Genomic DNA, 20,625 nt, shown 5'->3' with positions numbered 1-20,625 from the left:
CGCCTCCGCCGCCCGCCGAGGCGCCCGCGGGCAGCGCTCCGCCCGCCGAGGCCTCGGCACCCGAGGGGCCGGCCGACGCGCCGCGACCCGACCCGACCCACGCCCGGCCGCCTCGCCCGCCCCGAGACCCCGGCCGGGTAGGCTCGTCCGCCCCCTCGCCCTTCCCGCCGATGGGTTCCCCTTCGGAGCCGCCTCCCGCCGAGCCCCCGCCCTACGCAATGCCCTTCCTATTGCGCCCGGTGACGGCTGGCAATCTGGTGGGCATTGACGTGTCGCTTGCGTTCGCCAGGTCGACCACGACGATCCCGATCTCGTGGCGGTTCCACAAAGAGATCATCCCCGGCCTGGCCGCTGTTCTGCGATGGTCGATCGTCCACGATGTGACCGTACGCGGTACGTCGTTCGTGAACCCCATCCTCGGGGCCCTGTACTCGATTCCGCTCGATCGGAAGCGCTGGACGCTCGGCCTTTTCGGGGGGACGACGCTCCCGATTGGCACCGGGCGTGCTGGCGATACCTCGACGGTCGCGGCAAATCTCGCCGGCCGGCCGGCACGCGCCGCGATGGATAACGCGATGTTCGACGTCGACTTCATCGCGCCCATGCTCGGCGCGGGGATCGCCTACGTCACGGACCGGATCACCGCGCAGATGGAGCTGACGCTCGGCGAGCATGTCCGCGTTCGAGGCGCAGCCGACGGGGACAAGGCGCGGACCAACCTCACGGCCGCGGGGCACTTCGCGTTTTTTCCGATTCGCGAACTCTCGATCGGTGCCGAGGTTCGTTATCAGGCGTGGCTGGTCAATGGCTCGGTGGAGATCGGCAACGAGCCCGCCGCGGTCGACAACTGGACGATCGGCGTAGGGCCCCGCGGAAACTTCAGGCTCGGGCAGCGTGACGTATGGGTTCGGCCCGCGATCTCGTTCTCGATGAGCCTGGACGCGCCCAACGGGTTCGCAGGGGAGCAGTACAAGATCGTGCAGGTCGACGTTCCGATCGTCTTCTGACGCGATCGGCCCTTCCCGCCGGGGACGTCCGTGGGCTACCCTCCCGCCTCCGCCATGGACGTCGCCGCCTTCGTCGAAAAGTGGAGCGCCTCCGGCGCCTCTGAGCGCGCCAACAAGGACCTCTTCCTCGCGGAGCTCTGCGACGTGCTAGGCGTGCCCCGGCCTGAGCCGGCCACGGGAGACCCCGCCCGCGATCGCTACGTGTTCGAGAAGCCGATCCCGATGACGCAGGAGGGCGGCAAGGTCACGACGAAGCGCGCGGACCTCTACAAGCATGGCTGCTTCCTCCTCGAAGCGAAGCAGGCCGCCGCGGCCGGGGCGAAGAAGAGCGGCAAGACGCAGCGCGGGACGGACTCCTGGGACCTCGCGATGGTCGACGCGCGCGGGCAGGCCCTCGGCTACGTGAGCGCGCTCGACGAGCCGCCGCCGTTCCTCATCGTCTGCGACATCGGGTACGTGTTCGAGCTTTACGCCGACTTCGACGGCACGCGGCGCTGGCCAGCGTTCCCGAACGCGCAGAACCGGCGGATCTACCTCCGGGACCTCGCGAAGCACATCGACACCCTGCGCGCAGTCTTCACGGATCCGCTCTCCCTCGACCCCTCCCGCCGGGCCGAGCGGGTGACGCGTGAGGTCGCCGCCCAGCTCGCGGAGCTCGCGAAGAAGCTGGAGGCCGAGAAGAACCCGCCCGAGGCCGTAGCCAAGTTCCTCATGCGCTGCATCTTTACGATGTTCGCCGAGGACGTAGCGCTCCTCCCGTCGCGGCTCTTCACGGAAGGCCTGGAACACCACTGGATCACGAACCCGCGCTCCTTCCCTTCGGCCATCGAAGGGCTCTGGAGCGCGATGAACGAAGGCACCTCGTTCTCCTATTTCGGCAAGCTCCTCCGGTTCAACGGCGGGCTCTTCAAGCAGCCGACGGGCCTCTCGCTCTCGAAGGAATCACTCGCGCTCTTGCTGGAGGCCGCGCGGCGCGATTGGTCCGAGGTCGATCCGGCCATCTTCGGGACGCTCCTTGAGCGCGCCTTGAACCCGAAGGAGCGGCACAAGCTCGGGGCCCATTATACGCCCCGCGCCTACGTCGAGCGGCTGATTCGCCCGACGATCGAAGAGCCCCTGCGCGAAGAATGGGAGAACGTGCAGACTGCGGCGCGGAAGCTGTACCAGAGCGGCAAGGAGAAGGATGCCCGCGAAGCCGTGCGCGCCTATCACGCGAAGCTTACCCAAACGCGCGTCCTCGATCCGGCTTGCGGCTCGGGTAACTTCCTTTACGTGACCCTCGACCTCTTCAAGCAGATCGAGAGCGAGGTTCTTGCCCTGCTCCACGACCTCGGCGAGCGACAGGAGCTCTTGCACGCGGAGGGGATACGCGTGACGCCCGGGCAGTTCCTCGGGATTGAGGTGAAGCCATGGGCAAAGGAGATCGCGGAGCTCGTCCTCTGGATCGGTTACCTCCAATGGCATTTCCGGACCTACGGCCGGTTGACGCCGCCGCCGGAGCCCGTTCTCCAGGACTTCCGGAACATTGAATGCCGGGATGCGGTGCTCGTGTGGGATCGGGAAGAGCTCGTCCGAGACGAGAAGGGCAAGCCCGTGACGCGGTGGGACGGGGAGACGATGAAGAAACACCCTGTCACGGGGGAGATGGTGCCCGACGAGAAGGCGACCGTACCGGTTTTCCGGTACGTCAGCCCGCGCCAGGCGGAGTGGCCGCCGGCCGACTTCATTGTTGGGAATCCGCCTTTTCTTGGGAAGCTGCGGATCGTCTCGCACTTGGGCAGTGGATACGCCGATGCGTTGCGGGACTCCTACCGGGGTGCCGTGCCCGATAGCGGCGACTTTGTGATGTATTGGTGGCACCTGGCAGCGCGCTACGTTGCTAGCGGCAAGAGCCGCCGATTCGGGTTCGTTACGACCAACAGCATTACACAGATATTCAACCGCCGGGTTGTGTCTTCCGCCTTGGACGGGGAACCCCCGATCCATCTGACCTTCGCGATCCCCGATCATCCATGGGTTGACACGGAAAACGGTGCATCGGTCCGGATCGCAATGACTGTTGGAGCGCCCGGACATGGGGAAGGCGTACTCGCGGTGGTCGTCAAGGAGGGTGAGGACGCTGGGCACGATGGCGCCGTCCCGGTCACGGTCGAGCCACGCCAGGGAATCATCCACGATAACCTCGCCGTCGGTGCCAATGTTAGCGCGGCCCGGCCATTGCAGGCGAACAGTAATCTGACAAGCGCCGGGGTAATGCTGGGCGGTCGTGGATTCGTGCTGCTTTCCGATGACACTGTCGAGGGGCCGCCGATCGTCGTTAAGCCCATCCGCAACGGAAACGACGTGCTCCAGCGGTCTCGTACTGCTCGCGTCATCGACTTTTACGGCTACTCGGTGGACGGGGCGCGAACCATCGCAGCTCAGGCATTCCAGCGCGTGCTCGATCGCGTGAAGCCCGAGCGTGAAACGAATCCTCGGAAAAGCCGGCGTGAGCGGTGGTGGCTTTTCTCCGAGCCAATGCCACATCTTCGCCGCATCATCGCGGGGTTGCCTCGGTACATAGGAACCCCCGAGACCTCGAAGCATCGTGTCTTCGTCTTCGTGGAAGGCTCTGTTTTACCGGAACATCCCCTTCTCGCGATAGGCTTGAGCGACGCGGCATCGCTCGGCGTCCTGTCGAGTCGGATCCACGTGACGTGGTCCGTGTCGGCCGGGGGCCGACTTGGTGTTGGCAATGACCCCCGATACAATAAAACCAAGTGCTTTGAGCCATTCCCGTTCCCGGTTGTCGAGCCAGGGCAGAGGGAACGCATCGGAAAGCTTGGAGAGCAACTTGACGCCCACCGGAAGAAGCAGCAGGCCGCCCACGGGGAGTTGACGATTACCGGAATGTACAACGTGCTAGAAAAGCTGCGGCGTGGCGAAAGGCTAACGGACAAAGAGCTCGTGATCCACGAGAAAGGGCTCGTCTCTGTTCTGAAGCAGATCCACGACGACCTCGACGCGGCCGTTTTCGAGGCCTACGGCTGGCCCTCCGACCTCACCGCCGAGCAGATCCTCGAGAAGCTCGTCGCCCTGAACGCTGAGCGGGTCGCCGAGGAAGCGCGCGGGATCGTTCGTTGGCTCCGCCCCGAGTTCCAGAACCCGACCGGTGCGCAGGCCGCCACGCAGACCACGATCGCCACCGTCGAAGAGGCGCCCGACGACGAGGAAGCGCCGGCCGCTGAGGCCCCGAAGGCGAAGCTCTGGCCGAAGAAGCTCCCCGAGCAGATCGCCGCGGTCCGAGATCGCCTCGGCACGCTCCGCGGTGCGTTCACTGCGGACGACGTTGCCGCCGGCTTCAAGGGCGCGAAGAGGGTCGACGTGGCTGATCTGCTGGATGGTCTCGCCGCCGTTGGCGTCGTCGTCTCGGTCGAGCGCGGGGAGCGGTGGAAGATCGCGCGACGACGCGCGGCATCCTGATCCCTGCGACCGCGCCCGGCAGGACGTTCCAGGTTTGGCTTGACGAAACCCCCTCCGCCGCCTAGGTTTGTCGCCGGGTCTCCCAACCCGGAGACCGGCGCGGGCTCGCGGTTGGTTGGCCAGGATCACGGGACCGCGCCGGTCTTCTTCTCAGGCGTGCGGCGGCATCGTCTGGTCACTCGTCATCATCGCCCGCGAGTTCGTAGCGGATCGCATGCGCGTGTCCGCAGTGCGCGCAGATGACCGCGTCGCCCTCGACCAGGGCGCGGCGCGGCTCCTCGATGTCCTCGTCGCGGCTGCCGTTCAGGTCATGCCCGCACGAGTCGCACGGCTCGACGCCCCATCCGCCGAATCGGCCCGGGTAGGGGGCGAGCTTGAAGATCCCCGCCTCGGCCTTGCTGGGCACAAGCTGCCCGTCCCCTTCGACCGTCACCACCCACGCGCCCGCGTACCTGGGGAGCTTGCGGAGCTCGCCGGCCTCGGCGCTGACCTTCTGCCCGCCGTCGAGCTCCACGAGGTAGCTGGGCCGCCGTAGGCCGGGCACGCGCTTCGCCGCGCGGACGAACCCGCCCGAGGGAAACCGCTCGGGCGTCCCCAGGACGAGCACGCGCTGGCCGGCCTTGTAGGTCGTCGCTCGCGTCACGCCATCGCCCCGGCCTAGCCGGCCCGCTTCTTCCCGTGCCTTGCCTTGCACGCGCACGTGGTCGACGAGGGCCGCGCGGCTGCCGCGAGGCGCGTCCGGCAGCGCTCGAGGGCCGCCCGCAACGCCTGCCGCCCGATGCCGTCCGCCTTGCGGCCTCCCGGCCCGAGCACGCGCGGCGGCGAGCTCGCCGCCGCGCGCGTGGCCCGCTTTGTGGCTTGCTTGGCGATCGCCACCTGCGCGGCCGTCGTGCGCGGCTCGGGCCTCCGCGCGAAGAGCTCCAGCGTGCCACCGCCGAATCCGGGGTAAGGCCGTGCGCCGATCTGCGGTGCCATGTCCTGCGCGGCGAACATGGAGATAGTCCGCTCCGCCGCCGAAGGTTTCCCGCTACCCGTGCGTTTGCTCATTGCCTGCGCTCCTGCCTCTCGGTGTCCATTCGCTCCTCCTACGCCTGCAACTGACGGCACAGCACCGCGGCCCCCTCGCGGATCGCGAGGAGCAGCCCGAGGGCCAGCGTCAGCAGGCCCGACGCGGGAGGCTTCGCGGGCCCTGCCGCCTGGACGCCAGGCGGCGTGGGGGGATCCGGCGGAGGCCGGAACGCGCTGGCGGTCATCCGTCCCGCGACGATGGCCGCAATCCATCCCGCCGCGGCCGTCCCGTCGAGGACCCGCGCCCAGGCGAGCGCCACGAGCCCGAGGATGGCGACGACATCCACCACGACGCCGGACCACGGCCGATGGTATCCGCCGCCGTGCAGTTGCTCTTGCATTGTTTTCCTCTGCCTTTCCATGGGGTCGCTCAGAACGGGATCGCCGCCTCGATCCGTTGCCCCGCGTCTCGCGCTGCCGCCTCAGCGGCATCGAGCGCGTTTTTCGCTCTGGCTACACGCGCCTGCCATTCGCTATTGGTTTCGTTACTGCGCGCTCCATCCGCGGCTTTCGCGTGTGCCGCCGCGGCCCGGCGCATCTTGGCTACCGCGTTGGCCTCCTCCTGCTTGAGTTCGTCCCAGCTCTTGGGCGCGGCCGTCGCCCTTGGCGCGGTTTTCGTCCCGGGCGCGGCCTTGCGCTTCGGCGTGGCCTTGCTCTTCGAGGCGGCCTTACCCTTCGGCGGCGCCTTCGCCCTGGGCGCCGCTTTCGCCGTAGCGGCCGCGCGTTGTGCCCGGAAACCCGTCCGCTTCTCGCTCTTCGGCGGGGGATTCTCGTCGAGGGACGCGTAATAGGCCTCCTCAGCGAGCTTTTCGTAAAGGCGATCCTGCTCTTTCGCGGTCGGCTCCTTCTTGGCCCGCCACTCCTCGAAGTTGGGGCTCTTGTCGCCGCCCGAAACGTAGGCGATCTCCATGCACGCCTCGTAGGGCGCCTTCCGGCCCTTCGCTTCCTTGACGATGCCGAGAAGTCGCGGCCAATTGTCGGAGCAGAAGCCCCGGATCTCGTCCGGCACGTTCCCAAGCTGCTCCTGCCGATACTCGGCGGCACGCTCGCCGGGGGACACGCGGCGCCGCCCGGACGTCGAGCCGCGCGGCTTCCACTCGGGCCGGACCTCGCGCCAGCGGTCTTCGGCCGCGGCAAGCTCCTTGATCGCCCCCTTGATCTTCTCCTCGCCGTCCTTGCGAAGGGTGGCTTTCGTCGCGGCGCACGTGCGCGCCTGGTCGCGCGAGGCCGCCAGCGCGGCCGCCTTGATATTGTTGGCGTTCGCGCGGGCCAGCTTGCCGAGACGTGCGCAGTCCTTCCGCGCATCCCCGGGGCGGAGGGGCGAGAGTTCCTTGCGCCTCTTGCAGTCGGCGGCCGCTTCGTCGAGGACGTTGCGAGCTTGGCTCCGCGCCTTGAGCGTGGCCACCCGTGCCGCCGCGCTGTTGGCCTTGCATTGCATCATGGCCTCCTGGATCTGACCGTTGATGCTGCGGACCGTGTCATGGACGAGCTTGTTCGCGCCCTTGAGCCTTTCCCGGGCCTCCTTCCGCCAGGCGCGGTTATTCTCCTCCGCCGCGCTCAGTTTCTTTTGCCTGCGTCGTGCCATCGTGACCGTTCTCCCCTGTCGACTTGCTGGCGTGCGCGCCTCGCGCGTCCGGGCTGCCTGCACCTCGCGTTCCGGTTGTTTTTCCCGATGCGTCGGCGTCCGCTCCGCTGGACGTTCTTCCTCGCACCGCGGGGCCCCGCGGCCCCAATCGTTCCGGCGTTGCTCGCGCTCCCAACGGGCCCTTGACGCTTCCTCGCGACCCACCGCGGCGGTGAAACTCGGCGCGATCCCGTCCACCGCGGGCGCGATTCCGTCGTCGCGGATCGTCCACCCCTTGTGGCGCAAGGCCGTGGCCTTGTAGGTCAGTTTTCCCGTGTCTCGGATGCGCTTGTTGTAGAAGGCCTCGGCCTCAGGACGGCCGCCAGCTTCGAAGAGCACGCGCCACGGCGCGCCCGCGCGGCCGCTATGCCCGTAGACGAGCCAAGCGTCCTGGCGCCGGTCCACCATGTCGGCGATCGCGGCCTCGAAACCTGGATCGTCGGGATGAGGGAGGAAACGCGGTTTCGGCGTGTGATTGCGTAGCCACGCAATCCGCCGCCCGACGCCTCGGATCCCTCGAAGAGGTTCTTCCGGCCTCGGCATGTTATGCCAATGCGCCCCGTGGCGGAGCGCGTCCGCGTAGACCTCGCCGGCCAGGAGCACGAGCACCGGAAGGGGCCCGCCGTGATACCTCGGCAGGAGCTCGCCGACCGTACGCGCCCCCCAATCCTCGCGCTCGACCTTCCGAAGGCCGCGGAGGCTCCGATCGTACGGCTCGAGGACCTGATGCGGCTCGACGAGCCCATGGAAGGCCGACACGATGAAGACCGCGTCGCACGTCGCCTCGGCGTACGCGTAGGCCGCACGGAACAGCGGCGAGGTGTAGAAATCCTTCGCCGGGGCGGCCTTGTCGCCCTTGAGCGCCGAGCACCCCACGAGCGCGACGCGCGGGGCGCCCGGCTGCTTCTCCGTGAACATGGGCCGCCTACCTGCCGCCGAAACGCGGCGGGACGTTCACCCAGCGCCAGCGGCCACCATCGAAGCGCCATTCTCGCGGCACGCCGAACGTCCACGGATCCGAGGCTCGCTGAGCGTCATTCCAGCGCTCTGTGTGCTTCCGAGCCTCGCCGCGGCCTGGCGTGAAGATGCTCGCGAGCCGCGCGCCGAGCTCGTCCCCGATGCCCAGCCGCTTCATAAGCCCAAGCTTCACGCGCGCAGCGCGCGAGAGGTACGGGTGCAGCATGGGATGCGAGGGCGGAATCGCCCCGAGCGGAGCGAAGCGCCGATAATGCGCACGCACGTGCGCCGAGGAGCGTGAGTCCGGGGCGTCCTTCCGATGCGCGAGCGCGATCCCGACGGCCGCCGTTTCGAGCGCGAGCCCCGCCGCGAGGAGGGCGACGCCTCGGCCGCCGTCATCCTCGCGCTCCTGGTCCTCCTCGTGATTGTTAGCCACCCTGGTCTCCGTTCGCAGCTATGCCGCGGCGATTGCGGCTACGGCTGCGGCCTTGTCCACGGCTCTCTTGCCGAGCCATCCGACGTAAACCACGCCCACGCCCACGCCGGCCCATACCCACCACGGGATCAGCGTGGCCGTGTCCTCCACGAGCTCCGCCGTTTCCTTGGCGATGTCCTTTGCAATCGTACCGACTACATGCGCGCCCTCGTTGATGGCGGTCGCGGCCTCGAGCGACGTGCTCCCGCGCTCGATGTCGAACGTCGTACCGATGGGCCGGGCCTCGTAGGGCTGCGCCACGGCCCGGTGCTTGTCGTAGTCCTCGGCCTCGAGCTCGAGGCGCCGCACGTCGGCCGTCACGCCCACGACCTGCGTGGGGTCGGGCTCCTTCTCCCACGCCGCGAAAAACCTTTCGAGGTCGGCCTGTGTCTCGCGCGTGTGGCGTAGCTTCTCGGCCGCGCCCCAGGCCTTCACCTTCTGCCAGCGCGCGGAAAGCTCCGCGACGCGGGCATGCGCTTCCGCCGAGGCCCCCGCGCCTTCGTCGACGTCGCTCCGCCTCACGCGTTTCCGCGTTTGTTTACTGGTAGACATCAAGCCACCTCTTCGCGATGCCTTGGCCTTGCAAATATTCGAGGAGATCGACCGTCTCGCCCTTGCTGTCCCGCGCATACCGCCGGACAAACACGGGAAGCTGCGAATAGTCGATATGCGCGGGGTTATGCCGCGCGCCCTCCGTCTGGATGGCCCTGCCGTTCGGCTGGATCCACCCGTAGTTCACCGCGCCGAGCACATCGAGCCGCGGACTGAGGACCCACCCCTTGCCCACGTCGCGAATCAGGACACCCGGCGCGGGGTTGTACTTCTCGAGGTTGCGGTTGTGCCGCACCGAATAGCCAAGCGAGGCCATGCGCGGCCCGGCCGGCAGCGGCTCGGGTACGACCTTCAGCTGCGCCGCGCGGAACGTGGCCTCCCAGAGCGCCGGCCAGAACGAGATCGCGCCGAGACGCCTCGCGAGGGTGATCTGGTCGCCGTACGAGCACGGGACGCGGAGCGCGGCCTCCACGAGCTTTCCGCTCTCGTCGAGGTAGGCCACCTGTGCGCGTAGCGCGTCGGCCGAGACCTCGACCACAAGATCCCCGATCTGCACGGGCACCCAGGCCGGGAGCTCGACGCGGTCCTGCTCGGCGAGCGCGACGAGCAGACCGCCGACATCCGCATCCCACGCGATCGGATCGGCCGGCGTTCCGCGTCCCGCGCGTCGGGGCGAGGCCGGTGCCGGGGCGGGAGCCTTCGCGGGCGGCGCGGCCTCCACGGCCTTCGGAGGCGGCTCGGCCTCCGGAACTTTGGCAGGCGGCGTGACCTCGGGCGAGGCCGACACGACGGCGCCGCTGGGTTCGAGGATCGCCCCGTCCACGGTCATCCGCCGACCACGCGCGCCGCGGACCTTCGCCGCGGCCATTGCGTAGACGTCGCCAACCGTGATGAAGCCCTTTTTCGCCTGGTCGAACCCGGTATTGTGCTCGTAGACCTTCGCCCGGAACGTCGGCTTCCCGTCGGGCTTCGTCTCCCCAAGGATCCCGATCTGATGCTCCTCCGGCTTCCCGGCCTCGTCGGGCAGGAAATTCATCATGTAGAGGTGGCCCGGCGTCGCACGCTTCGCGCGCGGCATTCTCGCGTAGAGCGGCGCAACGACGGCCTCGAGCTGCTGCTCCGGGCTCAACTTCAACACGGCCAGGATCGCCTCCTTCGTGCCGAACCCGGGAAGATGCGCCCCAACCGTCAACTGGATCAGGCCCGCCGCGGGCAGTGGGTTGAGGGCTTTGGAGTCGAAGCCGCTCTCGCTCGACATGATGGCGGCCATCGAGTCGACCGGAATGCCAAGCGCCTCGCAGAGGTCGAGCAGACGCGCGCGGAAGGCCGGCGTCATCTTTTCGAGTCCCTTGACCGCGAGGATCGTGTTCCTCGGCGCGCCGCGGAGCTCCGGACGTGCGCCCCCGTAGCGCGCCCATTCGGGCGGCACCGGACCGGGGGTGTCCGTGCCGAGCGCGTACGCTCGCGAGCGCCAGAACTCGCGCCCACCGCGCCGGAATCGCTCGCGTAGCGCTGCGAGAAGATCGCGCGCGGCCGGGGCGCTCAGCGCTCCGACCTGTAGAATGATGTCGATCATCCCCACCACTCCGTGATGAACGTGACCCCAGTCTGGTCGAATACGATCAGGTCATCTCCGACGCACGGGATCGGAATGTGATCGAGGGTTCCGGTGATCGGTCCCAACGTAAAACCGACGGCTTGCCGCGTGGCCCGGATGCGGCTGTGATGCTTCGCGATTCGGTACGGAAGATCCGGATTGATCGCTCTCGTCGTCAGCGGATGCCATGAGAATTGCGGCGCACAACGCAGAACCGACGTCTCGATCCGGTATTCGACGTTTGGGTCGCCGTCGCAGAGGTAGAGCGACCCGGGCCAGTTCAAGTGGAGCGGCCCCACGAGGTCGAAGTGCACCTCGATTGCGGCGTCCGTCGTGTCCCCACCGAGGCCTGCGGCCGCCGGTCGCACCTTGCCGTGGTCGATGACATACACGGCATGCAGGTTGCGGCCCGTCGCGGTGTAGATGCGGTCCGCGCCGAGAACGCTACCCGTCAGAAGGCAGGGGGCGCAGACGTCGAGCAGCTTGACCCAATGCCCCCGGTCCGTGCCGAGCCCACGAATGGCCCACACGGCTATTCGTCCTCGTCCTCCTCGTCGCCGTCGCCCTCTTCCTCGTCGTATTCGTCGTCCGCGCCGTCGTCGTCGTCGTCGTCCTCGAAGGAGCCGCCGTCGTCGTCGTCGTCGTCGTCGTCGTCGTCCTCGAAGGAGCCGCCGTCCTCGTCGTCCTCGAAGGAGCCGCCGTCGTCGTCGTCGTCGTCGTCGTCGTCGTCGTCGTCCTCGAAGGAGCCGCCGTCCTCGTTGTCGTCCTCGTCGTCCTCGTCTTCCTCAGCGCCGCCGTCGTCCATGTCGTCCTCGTCGTCCTTGTCGCCAGCGGCGAGCGCACACACGCCGCAGCCGCCGTCCTCGTCGTCGTCGTCGTCGTCGTCCTCGTCGTCCCCGGCGCCGTGCGCGCAGGCCCCGCCCTCGCAGGGACTGCCCTCGGCGCACGCGTCGCAGCACGGCCCCGACCCCTCCTCGTCCTCGTCCAGGTCGTCAGCGTCGAGCACGTCATCCGCCTTTGCGTCGGGGTTCTCGGCGAAGGCCGCGGCCACGTCCGGATCCACGGGCGGCGCAGCGAGCGCCGTGTGGGCCAGCGCGAGCCGCACGGCGAGCGCCGCTTCGTTGACCTCGCCCCCCGTCCCCACCACAGGCGTCCGCATGGCTGCCTGAACCGCTGCGCTCGCGCGAACCTCGCCGGCCTGGGCCGCTCCGACCACGATCATCGCGTCCTGCGCGCGCTTGATCGCCGCGTCGTCGACCGGTTGCATCCCTCGAGCGACCGCCGCGAGCCGGATCCGCGAGGGAGGCGCCCGCAATACCTTCGCCGTGATCACCTTCTCGGGCCGCGCGGCCTTCCGCGGCTTCTTGCCCTGCGCGCGGCGCGCGCGGGCCTTAGCGAGCGCGTCTTGCTTGGCCTGCTCGATCGCGCCGCCCACGAGGCCGAGTGCGGCCGAGAGGACCCCCGCCACAGCCCCGGCCGGAGGGTAAACCGTGGCAAGGCCGGTCGCCGCGACCGCGGTAACCTGACTCGCGGTATTGAATCCGCGGATCGCATCGTCGGCTTTGACCGGGCCCGCGCCCTGCTCGCCCATGTCGAACATCGTAGGATCGATTCGCACCTGAAACCCCTCGCCCTCGTATTCGCTCGGCTGCATTGCCGGCATGCCGTGCCGCACCGATGGATCCAGGATCGTCCCGTCGATCTCTCGGAGATAGTAATGCCACATCCGCGTCCCCGTCCGCACGATGCAGATCAGGATCGGGCGGCGTCGCGCGAGGAACGCGGCATAGCGGATCATCAGATCCTCGCAATCGCCGCGCCCCTGCGCGTCGGTCTGCTCTGGGCGCTGCCATTGGTCCGGAGCCCGCAGGCGCCGATCCCGGCGCCGTGTATCCCGCTCGTAGCGCAATGCCGCGCTCGGCGCGCCCGGATCGGGCGCTGCAAGCACGAGCGCCCGCGCGACAAACAAGGATTCTCGTGCCGTCATCGGCACCCGCGGATTCAGCATCGCGGGCCCTACTTGCGAATGCGCGAGCCGAGGCCCTTGATGGAGCGCGCCATCGAGGCGAACGAAAGCACCGACGGCGCCGGGCGGCCCTTCTGCGTGCTCTGGCAGTCTGTCGAGATGCACCAGACCGTCAGCCCGTGGAAGAGCTGCGGCGTGGACTGGATGTTGCGGACCGTGGCCTCCACGGTCGTGCCGCTCTGGAACACGCGGCCCGTGAGGGGGCCTGGGCGATCGCAGCGGTTGACGTTCGCGAGGAAGCTCGCGAGGTTGATCGGCGAGCCGCCCACGACGTCATAGCCCGCCACTTTGAGCGACGACAAAAGGAAGTTCGTCGCGTCCCCGTCGACCGCGGACCAGTACACGAGGTAAGCGTCGTCCGGGAGCGTGAAAGACGCCGTCACGGTGCCGCCGGGGCCGATCGCAGCGGTCGGATCCGTCGGAACCAGGCTATAAGCCTTGTTCGGGCGCGCGTTCTCCTCCGCGGACTTCTGCGCCATGGCCCCGAGGAACGCGCCGATCGACCGATCGACGACCGGATTGACCGGCGCCGCAGGCTTCCGAAGGGGCGCAGGCACCTTCTTCGCCAGCTTCATCTTGATACGCTTGGTCCCCTCGGTCAGCTCGTCCAGGATATCCATCAGCTCGTCTTTTCTTCCCCCTGGGGCATCGCCCCAGAAACTTCGGTAAGGAGCTCGTGCACCAATTCGATGCCGGCTTCCTGTTGCAGTCGTTCGATCGTTTCTTCGGACAGCCGCGCCCAGATGTCCGCGAGCACCGCCGCAATGGGCCGCCCCTGCTCGGGGCGCGTCATGGCCGCCGACGGTTGGGCCGCAGGCGCCGCTGCGGCGAGCATTCGCCCCGCGACGACCTGCTGCACGACCGAGCCCCCCACCTCGCGAAGCGTGCCGATGATCGCGGCGCTTCGCCGTTCGCGGCACGCCATCTCCTCGCGCTTGAGCTCGATCTCAGCGACGAACTTTGCCCGCTCGAGGTCGGAGCGCTGAAGCCCCGCGATCTCGGCCCCCTGCGCCTTGATCGTCGCGGCCTGCTCGCCGATGGTTCCGGCCAAACCCTTGACCATGCTGTCATAGGTCAAGAGCGTCCCGGAGATCTGCGCGAGCGTATCGTTTTGCCGCGCCATGATCTTGTCGGCGAAGCGGGTAAACGACTCGGCGAGCTCGGAAGCGCCGGAAAAGTCGGGCTGGGCGCGAACGGACATCGATTAGACCCGGGCCGGCGCCGTCGTGGTGAGCCCGGCCTGCATCTGCTGCGCGGTCTGCCCCCGCTGCGCCATCTTGCGCCCGTTGTCCCGGCCCGAGACATAGAGCGGGCCCGCCGCGAGGCCGCGCGCGAGCGCCGACGCGCCCTCGGCGAAGTCGGGATCGTCGAGCCACACGCCCGCGAGCGCAAGGCCGAGGCCCGCCACCGAGACGAGCTTGAAGGGGCCCACCTTGTCGGAGCCCTTCGCCTCGAGATAGCCATCAGCGACGCCCGCACCGAATGCCGCGCCCGCCGTGATCGCCGAGGAGAGGCCCGAGCCCACCCGATCACGGACGCCGCGCGAGATCACCGCGAGATCGGCCTTGAGCGCTGCGTTTTCCTTCTTGATCGCGTTGGCCTCGCGGCGGACCTGGGCCATCTCGGCCTGGTTCTTCACGAGCGCCAACTGCGCCGGCCCGACGGCCGGCATCGTCATGGTTGCCATTCTCCTCCGATTCCTCCCGCGTCCCTGCTGCGCCTCAGCGCGAGGACCAAGATGGCATCGGCCCGAGAGGGCGATTTTTATCGTATCTCGGGTTGATGGTATCCTGATGCGGGATACGTTGCCCCCGTCATGCCCTTACCCGAGGTAAAAACGCGTTGGTATTCGCTCGCGTGCCAGGTCGCGCGGACGCCGGAGGACGTGCTGCGGGATGTTGTTCAGATGAAGCGCGCGGCGCGGTGCTCGTATCGGAGGATCGCGAAGCTGCACCCGGTGATCGGGAGGCTTATCGATGAGCTGCGCGCGCCGCTGACGGTGGCGAAGAGGATTGCGCACGCAGCGCCCGCGGAGCAGTGGAGGCGGGCGGAGCAGGAGCTGGCGACGATGGTGGAGAGGAGGGAGGGCAGGGGGGATGCGGGTAGGTACGAGCGGGACTTGCTCGAGGAGCTGCAAGGCAGCTTGGCGCGGCCGCACGAGCGCTCAACATGCTGCCCGGACCGGCAAACCTCGGCAGCCCATGGGCAAGAAAAGGGGAAGTCAATATGAAACGTGCGCCGTTGGCCATCCTGGCGTCGATTGCTTTCGTGTCCTTTGGATCCATGGCCGAGGCAAGGGATAGGCTCCTCCCGAACGAGCACCTCGCACGAGGGGAATCCCTGACGTCGAACAGCGGCGTGCATACCCTCGTTTGCCAGGATGACGGGAATCTGGTCCTTTACATCCGCGGGGGAAGCCGTGCCCGCTGGGATTCCAGTACGTGGGGGCGCGCGATCACGGGGTGCTACATGCAAAGCGACGGGAATCTCGTCTTGTACGCGCACAATGGCGCAGCCGTTTGGGCTTCGGGAACCGACCGTCACCCAGGGGCCTACCTCATCGTGCAGGATGACGGGAATGTCGTGATTTACTCGGCGGAAGGGCGTGCGCTCTGGTCGACGGGCACGCACCTATGAGAAAAATCGGCCTCGCTGGGACGCTTGCCCTCCGCGGGCTCGACCACCGTAGGCTTCACGGAGGCTCGTCGTAGCCGCGTCCGGTCGAGGGGGCCCGGTACGTTGTACCGGAGCGCTAGCCTCACATTTCTGCGGCACTCCGCCCCTCTTTCTCTTGTACCGGTACAAAACAAGGAGGTGACGGGGGAGGGGTAGTAGTACGAGGCGCCCTCCTGGCCCGCTGGGCCGGTACAACGCCGCCCTGCGCGCAAGCCACGCGAAACCCGCGCTGACATCGCTGGCCTGCTCCCTTGTATCGCCCGTGCAACGCCCCGCGCTTGACGGTAGGCACCCTCCCGTCCACGTGCTGCACGAGGGCGACGTCGCATGCGCAACACACGGGGAAAGCGCACCAAGCCGGGAGAAACCGCCACGCCTGGCGCTCCTCCCCCTAGCGGTTTGTCCGGGAGCATGCTGTCTTCGGGCTCCGGGATGGAAGAGGCGCTCTTGCTGGAAATCGGGACGCACCTTCGCGCGATCGCCGATCTCCTGGCCCGCGAGGTCGAGCGGCGGCGTGGCCTTCCTCCTCGGCGACCCTCGGGCGGCCCTCGCCCTCGGCGCATCCCAGCGCCCCCGCAGGTCGAGATCAGCGAGACGGACCGGGCGCGCGCACGCGCAGCCCTGCGCCGGCTGGGATTGGGAGGTGGTCGTGGCTAATGCATTGAGGACGCCGGGCTCCTGGACGGCGGTCCGGTACAGCTACCGCGGGCGAACCCGCTGGAACGCGCGCGTCGTGGTCGGGACCGGGGAGCGCAAGAGCGTCGGCATGTTCGACAGCGAGGAAGAGGCAAAACGTGCCGTCGCAGCATTCCTCGAGGAACTCGGCCTCGATGCGCAATCCCGCGACGGCATCACCCTCGCCACCTGGGGACAGGAATGGCTCAACCGGCGTGAAGTCGTCGAGCAGGTCCGCGGAATCGTGCACGAGCGCCGCCGCTGGGCTCGGCACGTCGCGAAGTCCCCCCTCGCGCGCTTGCCCCTTTCCAACATCCAGGCCCGCGACGTGATCGTCTTCGTCGATCGGCTCACGGTGACGAGCTTGTCCCCGATGGCCCGCCGGGGCAGGGGCCGCATTTCGAGGGAGACCGCCACGAAGGTGCTTTCGCTCGTCAAGCTTTCCCTGCGGGATGCCGTCGCCCAGGGGATGATCCCGCAGAACCCAGCGGCGGACGTGAGGATCCGCAAGCAGGCCAAGACCGAGGAGCCCTGGACCTACCTCCTACCCGAGGAGCAGCACGCCCTCTTCACCTGCGCGAAGATCCCGGAAGTACACCGGCTCTGGATGCAAATCCTCTGCGGTACCGGCCTCCGACTCGGCGAGTTCAACGCGCTGAAGCTCGCCGATGTGCACCTTGACGACGAGAATCCGCATGTCGTCATCCGCCGCTCGAACAAGGGCGCCACGAAGAGCGGCAAGATCCGGCGCGTGCCCCTCTTCGGGATGGCGCTCACTGCCGTGCACCGTTGGCTCGAACTCCTGCCCTCGTGGTGCCCTCGGAACGCCCTCTCGCTGGCCTTCCCCGGTCCGCGCGGAGCTCGGCGCGGGGTAGGGGTGCTCTTCCAGTTCTCGACCCACAAGGACGGCAAGGCCGTCAAGATCAACCCCTGGGACAGCTATCTCGCCGCGGCGGGGATCGTCCCCGAGCGGCGCCACGACGGCCGACGGCCGAGGCCGGCGCACGACTTCCGGCACACCTGCGCCGCGTCGCTCGTCTCGGGCTGGTACCCTCTCCAAGAGGACGGGGCCCCCGCGCCGGGGGGCCGCCGCTGGACGCTCGAGGAGATCAAGGAGCTGCACGGGCACTCCACGATCACCTTGACGCAGCGATACGCCCACCTCGGCGAGACCGCGCTCAAGGCCGCCGCGAAGGCCACGCACGGGAGTGTAGGCCGCACCCCCCATGGACCAAAGATGGACCAACACCTCGGAGGGGGTAGAGCGAAATCCTCAACGATTTCGCAGGCGCGCCCGGCAGGACTCGAACCTGCGACCAACGGCTTAGAAGGCCGTCGCTCTATCCAGCTGAGCTACGGGCGCTCGCTTTCGCGTTCGCACGCGAGCATAAACGGCCTTGGGCCGTCTGACCAGATCGTTCAGATCTCTGCCGTGCGCCGGACCTGCTCGTCGGTTCGACCGAAGCGACGCTGGCGCCGCGCGTAGAAGGCGAGCGCCTCGTCGAGCGTCGCCTCCGAGAAGTCGGGCCAGAGCGTGTCCGTGAAGAACAGCTCGGCGAACGCCGCCTCGAACGGCAGGAAATCACTCAGCCGTTGCTCGCCGCCCGTCCGGATCACGAGATCCGCGTCCGGAAGCGCGCTCGTGCTCAAGAACCGCCGGATCGTCTGCGCGTCGATGTCCTCCGGCAGGAGCAGCCCCGCGCGCGCCTGCGCCGCCACCGCCCGCATCGCGCTCACCATGTCGCGACGGCCGCCGTAGTTCAGCGCCAGGGCCAGCGTCATCGACGTCCCGCCCTCCGTGTTCTCGATCAGCCGCTCCGTCGCCTTCCGCGTCGCCGTCGGCACCTCGTCGTCGATGTCGCCCACCACGACCACCCGCACGCCGCGCGACACGAGATCGTCGTGCGCCTCTTCCGCGAACTCGCGGCAGATGCGCATCAGGTTCCCTACCTCCTCGCCCGGGCGGTTCCAGTTCGCCGCGCTGAACGCGTAGAGCGTCACGACCGGGATCTTCCGCTCGTGGCAGGCGCGCACCGCGAGCCGCACCTTGTGCGACCCGGCCTCGTGTCCCTTCGTGCGAGGAAGTCCGCGCGACGTGGCCCAGCGGCCGTTGCCGTCGAGGATGATCGCGATGTGCTGGGGGAGCGTGCGTTCGTTCATGGGGATCCTTCGAGCCGTGCGGCCTGAGGATGCACCATGCACCCACCCTCGTCCACGGAACCGCCGTGGTGCATTCGTGGAGGCTCCGTGGAGAACTCCCACGCGAGATCGGAAGAATGTGTGGATTCTGTTACAGGATCCTCGCGGCGGGCAGCGTGATCCGGAAGCTGACCTCGGGCGGGCCGCTCTCGGCGCACTCCGCCGAGCCGCTGTGCGCCTCGGCGATCGCTCGCACGATCGCGAGGCCGAGGCCCGTGCCGCCGTTTTCCACGCGCGTCGTGACAAAGCGACGGAACAAGCGGCCGGCGACGTGAGGATGAATGCGGCCGCGGCTCCGGACCGTGAAGCGCACTTCGTCGCCTTCGCGCAGGAGCGAAACGTGGATGATGGCCTCGCTGGGTTCGCCGTGCGTGACGGCGTTGTCGAGCAGGTTCTCGATCGCCCGGGAGAGCCAGAGCGCGCTGCCGCGGACCGTGACGGCGCCGGTGGTGGAGACATCGACGATTGCGCCGCGCTCGCGGGCGTGCGCCGCGGCGTCCCGGGCGAGCTTGTCGAGGTCGACGACGGCGGCGTCCTCGACGCCGCGCGCCTCGATCCGCGCGAGGTTCAAGAGGTCGCTCAGCAAGGCCTCGATGCGCTCGGTCGCTTGCTGGATGCGGCCGACGAAACGCGCGGCCTCCTCCGGCTCGTCGAGCGCGCCGTCGGCGAGGACCTCGGCGCTCGCGCGGATGGCCGCGACCGGGTTCTTGAGCTCGTGCGAGAGGTCGGCCGCGAACGTCTCGACGAACGGGCGGCCTTCGAGCTGGCGGCGCATGGAGTCGATGGCGCGCGAGAGGCGCTGCACCTCGCGGCCGAACGCCGGGGGCGGCGGCGCGCGGCGCTCGCCCTCGCTGACGCGGACGGCGAAGTCGGTGAGGGCCTCGATCGGCCGGGCGATCGAGCGGCCGATGAGGACGGCCGCCGCCGCAGCCGCCGCGCCGAGCACGAGGCTGATCGCGAGGACCGTGGGCGCGAAGTCGGTGAGGGTGCGGGTGATGACGAGCGTCGGCTTGACGACCTCGACCTGGCCGACGACGTGGCTCTGCACGAGGATGGGCGCCGTGACGAAGACGGTGCCGGGCTCGCCCCGCGCAGGGCCGGCGCGGAAGACGGGGCGTCCGGCGGGATCGAGGAGCGAGAAGTGGAGGGCGTCGGGATCCGCGGATCGAGCGATCCGGCCGCCGACGTCGCCGAGGGAGGCGCCGCGGGCGTCGAGCTCACCGCCCACGACGGCGGCGATCGCGGCGGCCTCGTCCCGCGCGGCGTCGTCGGCGAGCAGCGTCGCGCGCGCCTCGATGCGATCGAGGACGAGGAGGCCGAGGCCAAACGCGAAGGCGCCGACGATGCCGGCGAGGGCGAGGAAGACCTGGAGGCGAATGCTCGTGCCGCGGGTGCGGGCGCGGACGATGCGCGAGGCGACGTAGGCGACGAGGAGGATGAGGCCGACGGCCGAGGCAGAGGCGACGAGGAGGCGAATCACGGGGCGTCCGGGGTGCCCGGCGGAGGCGCGGCGGGCCTGTCGGTGACGCGGTAGCCGACGCCACGCACGGTCTCGACGAACGCAGGGTTGCCGCCGGCCGACTCGACCTTGCGGCGAAGGCCTTTTACGTGCGAGTCGATGGTGCGGTCGGTGATGGCGAAGCCGTCGCCCCAGACGCGATCGATGAGCTGCGCGCGGGTGAAGACGCGACCAGGCGCCGCGAGCAAGCACGCGAGAAGGTCGAACTCGACGCGGGTGAGCTCGACTTCGCGGCCGTGGACGTAGGCCCTGCGGGTGGCTTCGTCGACGGCGAGGGGCGGGGGAGCGGAGGCGGAAGCGGAAGCGGAAGCGGAAGCGGAAGCGGAAGTGGAAGCGGAAGCGGAAGCGGTCGCGGCAGCGGGAGCGGGCGCGGGCGCGGCCGCGGGGGGAGGCGAGGTGCCGAGGGGCGCGGGGGGCGCGACGCGGCGGAGGACGGCGCGGACGCGGGCGACGATCTCGCGGGTGGAGAAGGGTTTGGTCACGTAGTCGTCGGCGCCGGTCTCGAGGGCGGCGACGCGGTCGGCCTCGTCGTCGCGGCTCGTGAGGACGATGATGGGGGTGCCGAGGCCACTCCTGCGGACCTTGCCGATGAGGTCGAAGCCGCTGCCGTCGGGGAGCATGAGGTCGAGCAGGACGAGCGAGGCGACGTCGAGGGAGCGCTCGGCGCCCGCGAGGGTGCCCGCGAGGGTGACGCCGAAGCCGTCGCGACGAAGGGCGTACGCGAGGGACTCGGCGATCGCGGGCTCGTCCTCGACGATGAGGATGTGCGGCATGCCGGGAGGTATTGC

19 protein-coding genes and 1 tRNA gene are annotated in these 20,625 nt (G+C 68.8%); 3 read left to right on the top strand and 17 right to left on the bottom strand.

Going from position 1 to position 20,625, the window contains the following annotated elements:
• The first annotated feature begins 230 nt into the window (after nucleotides 1-230).
• Nucleotides 231-1,007, top strand: a complete 777-nt coding sequence (locus QHF85_RS45175) for a hypothetical protein (RefSeq protein ID WP_281333711.1) — start codon at nucleotides 231-233, stop codon at nucleotides 1,005-1,007.
• Between the two features lie 54 nt (nucleotides 1,008-1,061).
• On the top strand, nucleotides 1,062-4,469 hold the full coding sequence (locus QHF85_RS45170; protein ID WP_281333710.1) for a DNA methyltransferase: 3,408 nt from the start codon (nucleotides 1,062-1,064) through the stop codon (nucleotides 4,467-4,469).
• A 175-nt stretch (nucleotides 4,470-4,644) separates the two neighbouring features.
• Here QHF85_RS45170 and QHF85_RS45165 read toward each other — a convergent pair whose 3' ends face one another.
• The 12 genes from QHF85_RS45165 to QHF85_RS45110 are packed head-to-tail and all read right to left on the bottom strand — an operon-like array spanning nucleotide 4,645 to nucleotide 14,446.
• Nucleotides 4,645-5,112 (bottom strand): hypothetical protein, encoded by a 468-nt coding sequence (locus tag QHF85_RS45165; RefSeq protein WP_281333709.1) that lies wholly within the window; start codon nucleotides 5,110-5,112, stop codon nucleotides 4,645-4,647.
• Between the two features lie 14 nt (nucleotides 5,113-5,126).
• On the bottom strand, nucleotides 5,127-5,516 hold the full coding sequence (locus tag QHF85_RS45160; protein WP_281333708.1) for a hypothetical protein: 390 nt from the start codon (nucleotides 5,514-5,516) through the stop codon (nucleotides 5,127-5,129).
• Between the two features lie 38 nt (nucleotides 5,517-5,554).
• Nucleotides 5,555-5,878, bottom strand: a complete 324-nt coding sequence (locus QHF85_RS45155; RefSeq protein WP_281333707.1) for a hypothetical protein — start codon at nucleotides 5,876-5,878, stop codon at nucleotides 5,555-5,557.
• Between the two features lie 29 nt (nucleotides 5,879-5,907).
• Nucleotides 5,908-8,079: a DUF6884 domain-containing protein gene (locus QHF85_RS45150; protein WP_348652816.1), complete on the bottom strand. Its 2,172-nt coding sequence runs from the start codon at nucleotides 8,077-8,079 to the stop codon at nucleotides 5,908-5,910.
• 7 nt (nucleotides 8,080-8,086) lie between these two features.
• Nucleotides 8,087-8,554: a hypothetical protein gene (locus tag QHF85_RS45145; RefSeq protein WP_281333705.1), complete on the bottom strand. Its 468-nt coding sequence runs from the start codon at nucleotides 8,552-8,554 to the stop codon at nucleotides 8,087-8,089.
• An 18-nt stretch (nucleotides 8,555-8,572) separates the two neighbouring features.
• On the bottom strand, nucleotides 8,573-9,115 hold the full coding sequence (locus QHF85_RS45140; protein WP_281333704.1) for a hypothetical protein: 543 nt from the start codon (nucleotides 9,113-9,115) through the stop codon (nucleotides 8,573-8,575).
• Between the two features lie 16 nt (nucleotides 9,116-9,131).
• Complete coding sequence (locus QHF85_RS45135; RefSeq protein WP_281333703.1) at nucleotides 9,132-10,721, bottom strand: hypothetical protein; 1,590 nt, start codon at nucleotides 10,719-10,721, stop codon at nucleotides 9,132-9,134.
• Entirely contained in the window at nucleotides 10,718-11,272 is a 555-nt protein-coding gene (locus QHF85_RS45130; protein WP_281333702.1) for a hypothetical protein, read from the bottom strand. The genes QHF85_RS45135 and QHF85_RS45130 overlap by 4 nt, the downstream gene beginning before the upstream one ends.
• A 2-nt stretch (nucleotides 11,273-11,274) precedes the next feature.
• On the bottom strand, nucleotides 11,275-12,750 hold the full coding sequence (locus tag QHF85_RS45125) for a hypothetical protein (RefSeq protein WP_281333701.1): 1,476 nt from the start codon (nucleotides 12,748-12,750) through the stop codon (nucleotides 11,275-11,277).
• Between the two features lie 8 nt (nucleotides 12,751-12,758).
• Entirely contained in the window at nucleotides 12,759-13,388 is a 630-nt protein-coding gene (locus QHF85_RS45120; protein ID WP_281333700.1) for a hypothetical protein, read from the bottom strand.
• On the bottom strand, nucleotides 13,388-13,969 hold the full coding sequence (locus tag QHF85_RS45115) for a hypothetical protein (RefSeq protein WP_281333699.1): 582 nt from the start codon (nucleotides 13,967-13,969) through the stop codon (nucleotides 13,388-13,390). Before QHF85_RS45115 ends, QHF85_RS45120 begins: the two co-directional genes overlap by 1 nt.
• Nucleotides 13,970-13,972: 3 nt before the next feature.
• Entirely contained in the window at nucleotides 13,973-14,446 is a 474-nt protein-coding gene (locus QHF85_RS45110) for a hypothetical protein (RefSeq protein WP_281333698.1), read from the bottom strand.
• A gap of 138 nt (nucleotides 14,447-14,584) precedes the next feature.
• Here QHF85_RS45110 and QHF85_RS45105 point away from each other — a divergent pair, with 138 nt between their 5' ends.
• A complete protein-coding gene (locus tag QHF85_RS45105; protein WP_281333697.1) occupies nucleotides 14,585-14,998 on the top strand; it encodes a hypothetical protein in 414 nt (137 codons plus the stop codon).
• A 1,665-nt stretch (nucleotides 14,999-16,663) separates the two neighbouring features.
• On the opposite strand, the gene QHF85_RS45100 is transcribed toward QHF85_RS45105, so the two are convergent.
• From QHF85_RS45100 to QHF85_RS45080, 5 genes are all read right to left on the bottom strand, one after another.
• Nucleotides 16,664-16,816 carry a hypothetical protein gene (locus tag QHF85_RS45100; protein ID WP_281333696.1) on the bottom strand — a complete coding sequence of 51 codons (153 nt, stop codon included), beginning with the start codon at nucleotides 16,814-16,816 and terminating at the stop codon, nucleotides 16,664-16,666.
• A 592-nt stretch (nucleotides 16,817-17,408) separates the two neighbouring features.
• A tRNA-Arg gene (locus QHF85_RS45095) sits at nucleotides 17,409-17,482 on the bottom strand.
• 56 nt (nucleotides 17,483-17,538) lie between these two features.
• Nucleotides 17,539-18,279, bottom strand: coding sequence for a polyprenyl diphosphate synthase (uppS, locus tag QHF85_RS45090; RefSeq protein WP_281333695.1), 741 nt, complete (start codon nucleotides 18,277-18,279; stop codon nucleotides 17,539-17,541).
• A 130-nt stretch (nucleotides 18,280-18,409) separates the two neighbouring features.
• The gene (locus tag QHF85_RS45085; RefSeq protein ID WP_281333694.1) at nucleotides 18,410-19,798 is read right to left on the bottom strand and encodes a histidine kinase dimerization/phospho-acceptor domain-containing protein; all 1,389 of its coding nucleotides are present in this window, start codon (nucleotides 19,796-19,798) and stop codon (nucleotides 18,410-18,412) included.
• Entirely contained in the window at nucleotides 19,795-20,610 is an 816-nt protein-coding gene (locus QHF85_RS45080; protein ID WP_281333693.1) for a response regulator transcription factor, read from the bottom strand. The genes QHF85_RS45085 and QHF85_RS45080 overlap by 4 nt, the downstream gene beginning before the upstream one ends.
• Between the last annotated feature and the right edge of the window lie 15 nt (nucleotides 20,611-20,625).

This window comes from Polyangium sp. 6x1, from assembly GCF_029946515.1.
Taxonomy (GTDB): Bacteria; Myxococcota_A; Polyangia; order Polyangiales; family Polyangiaceae; genus Polyangium.
Note: the sequence above shows the minus strand (reverse complement) of the source record. Positions and strands in the feature narration are given on the sequence as shown.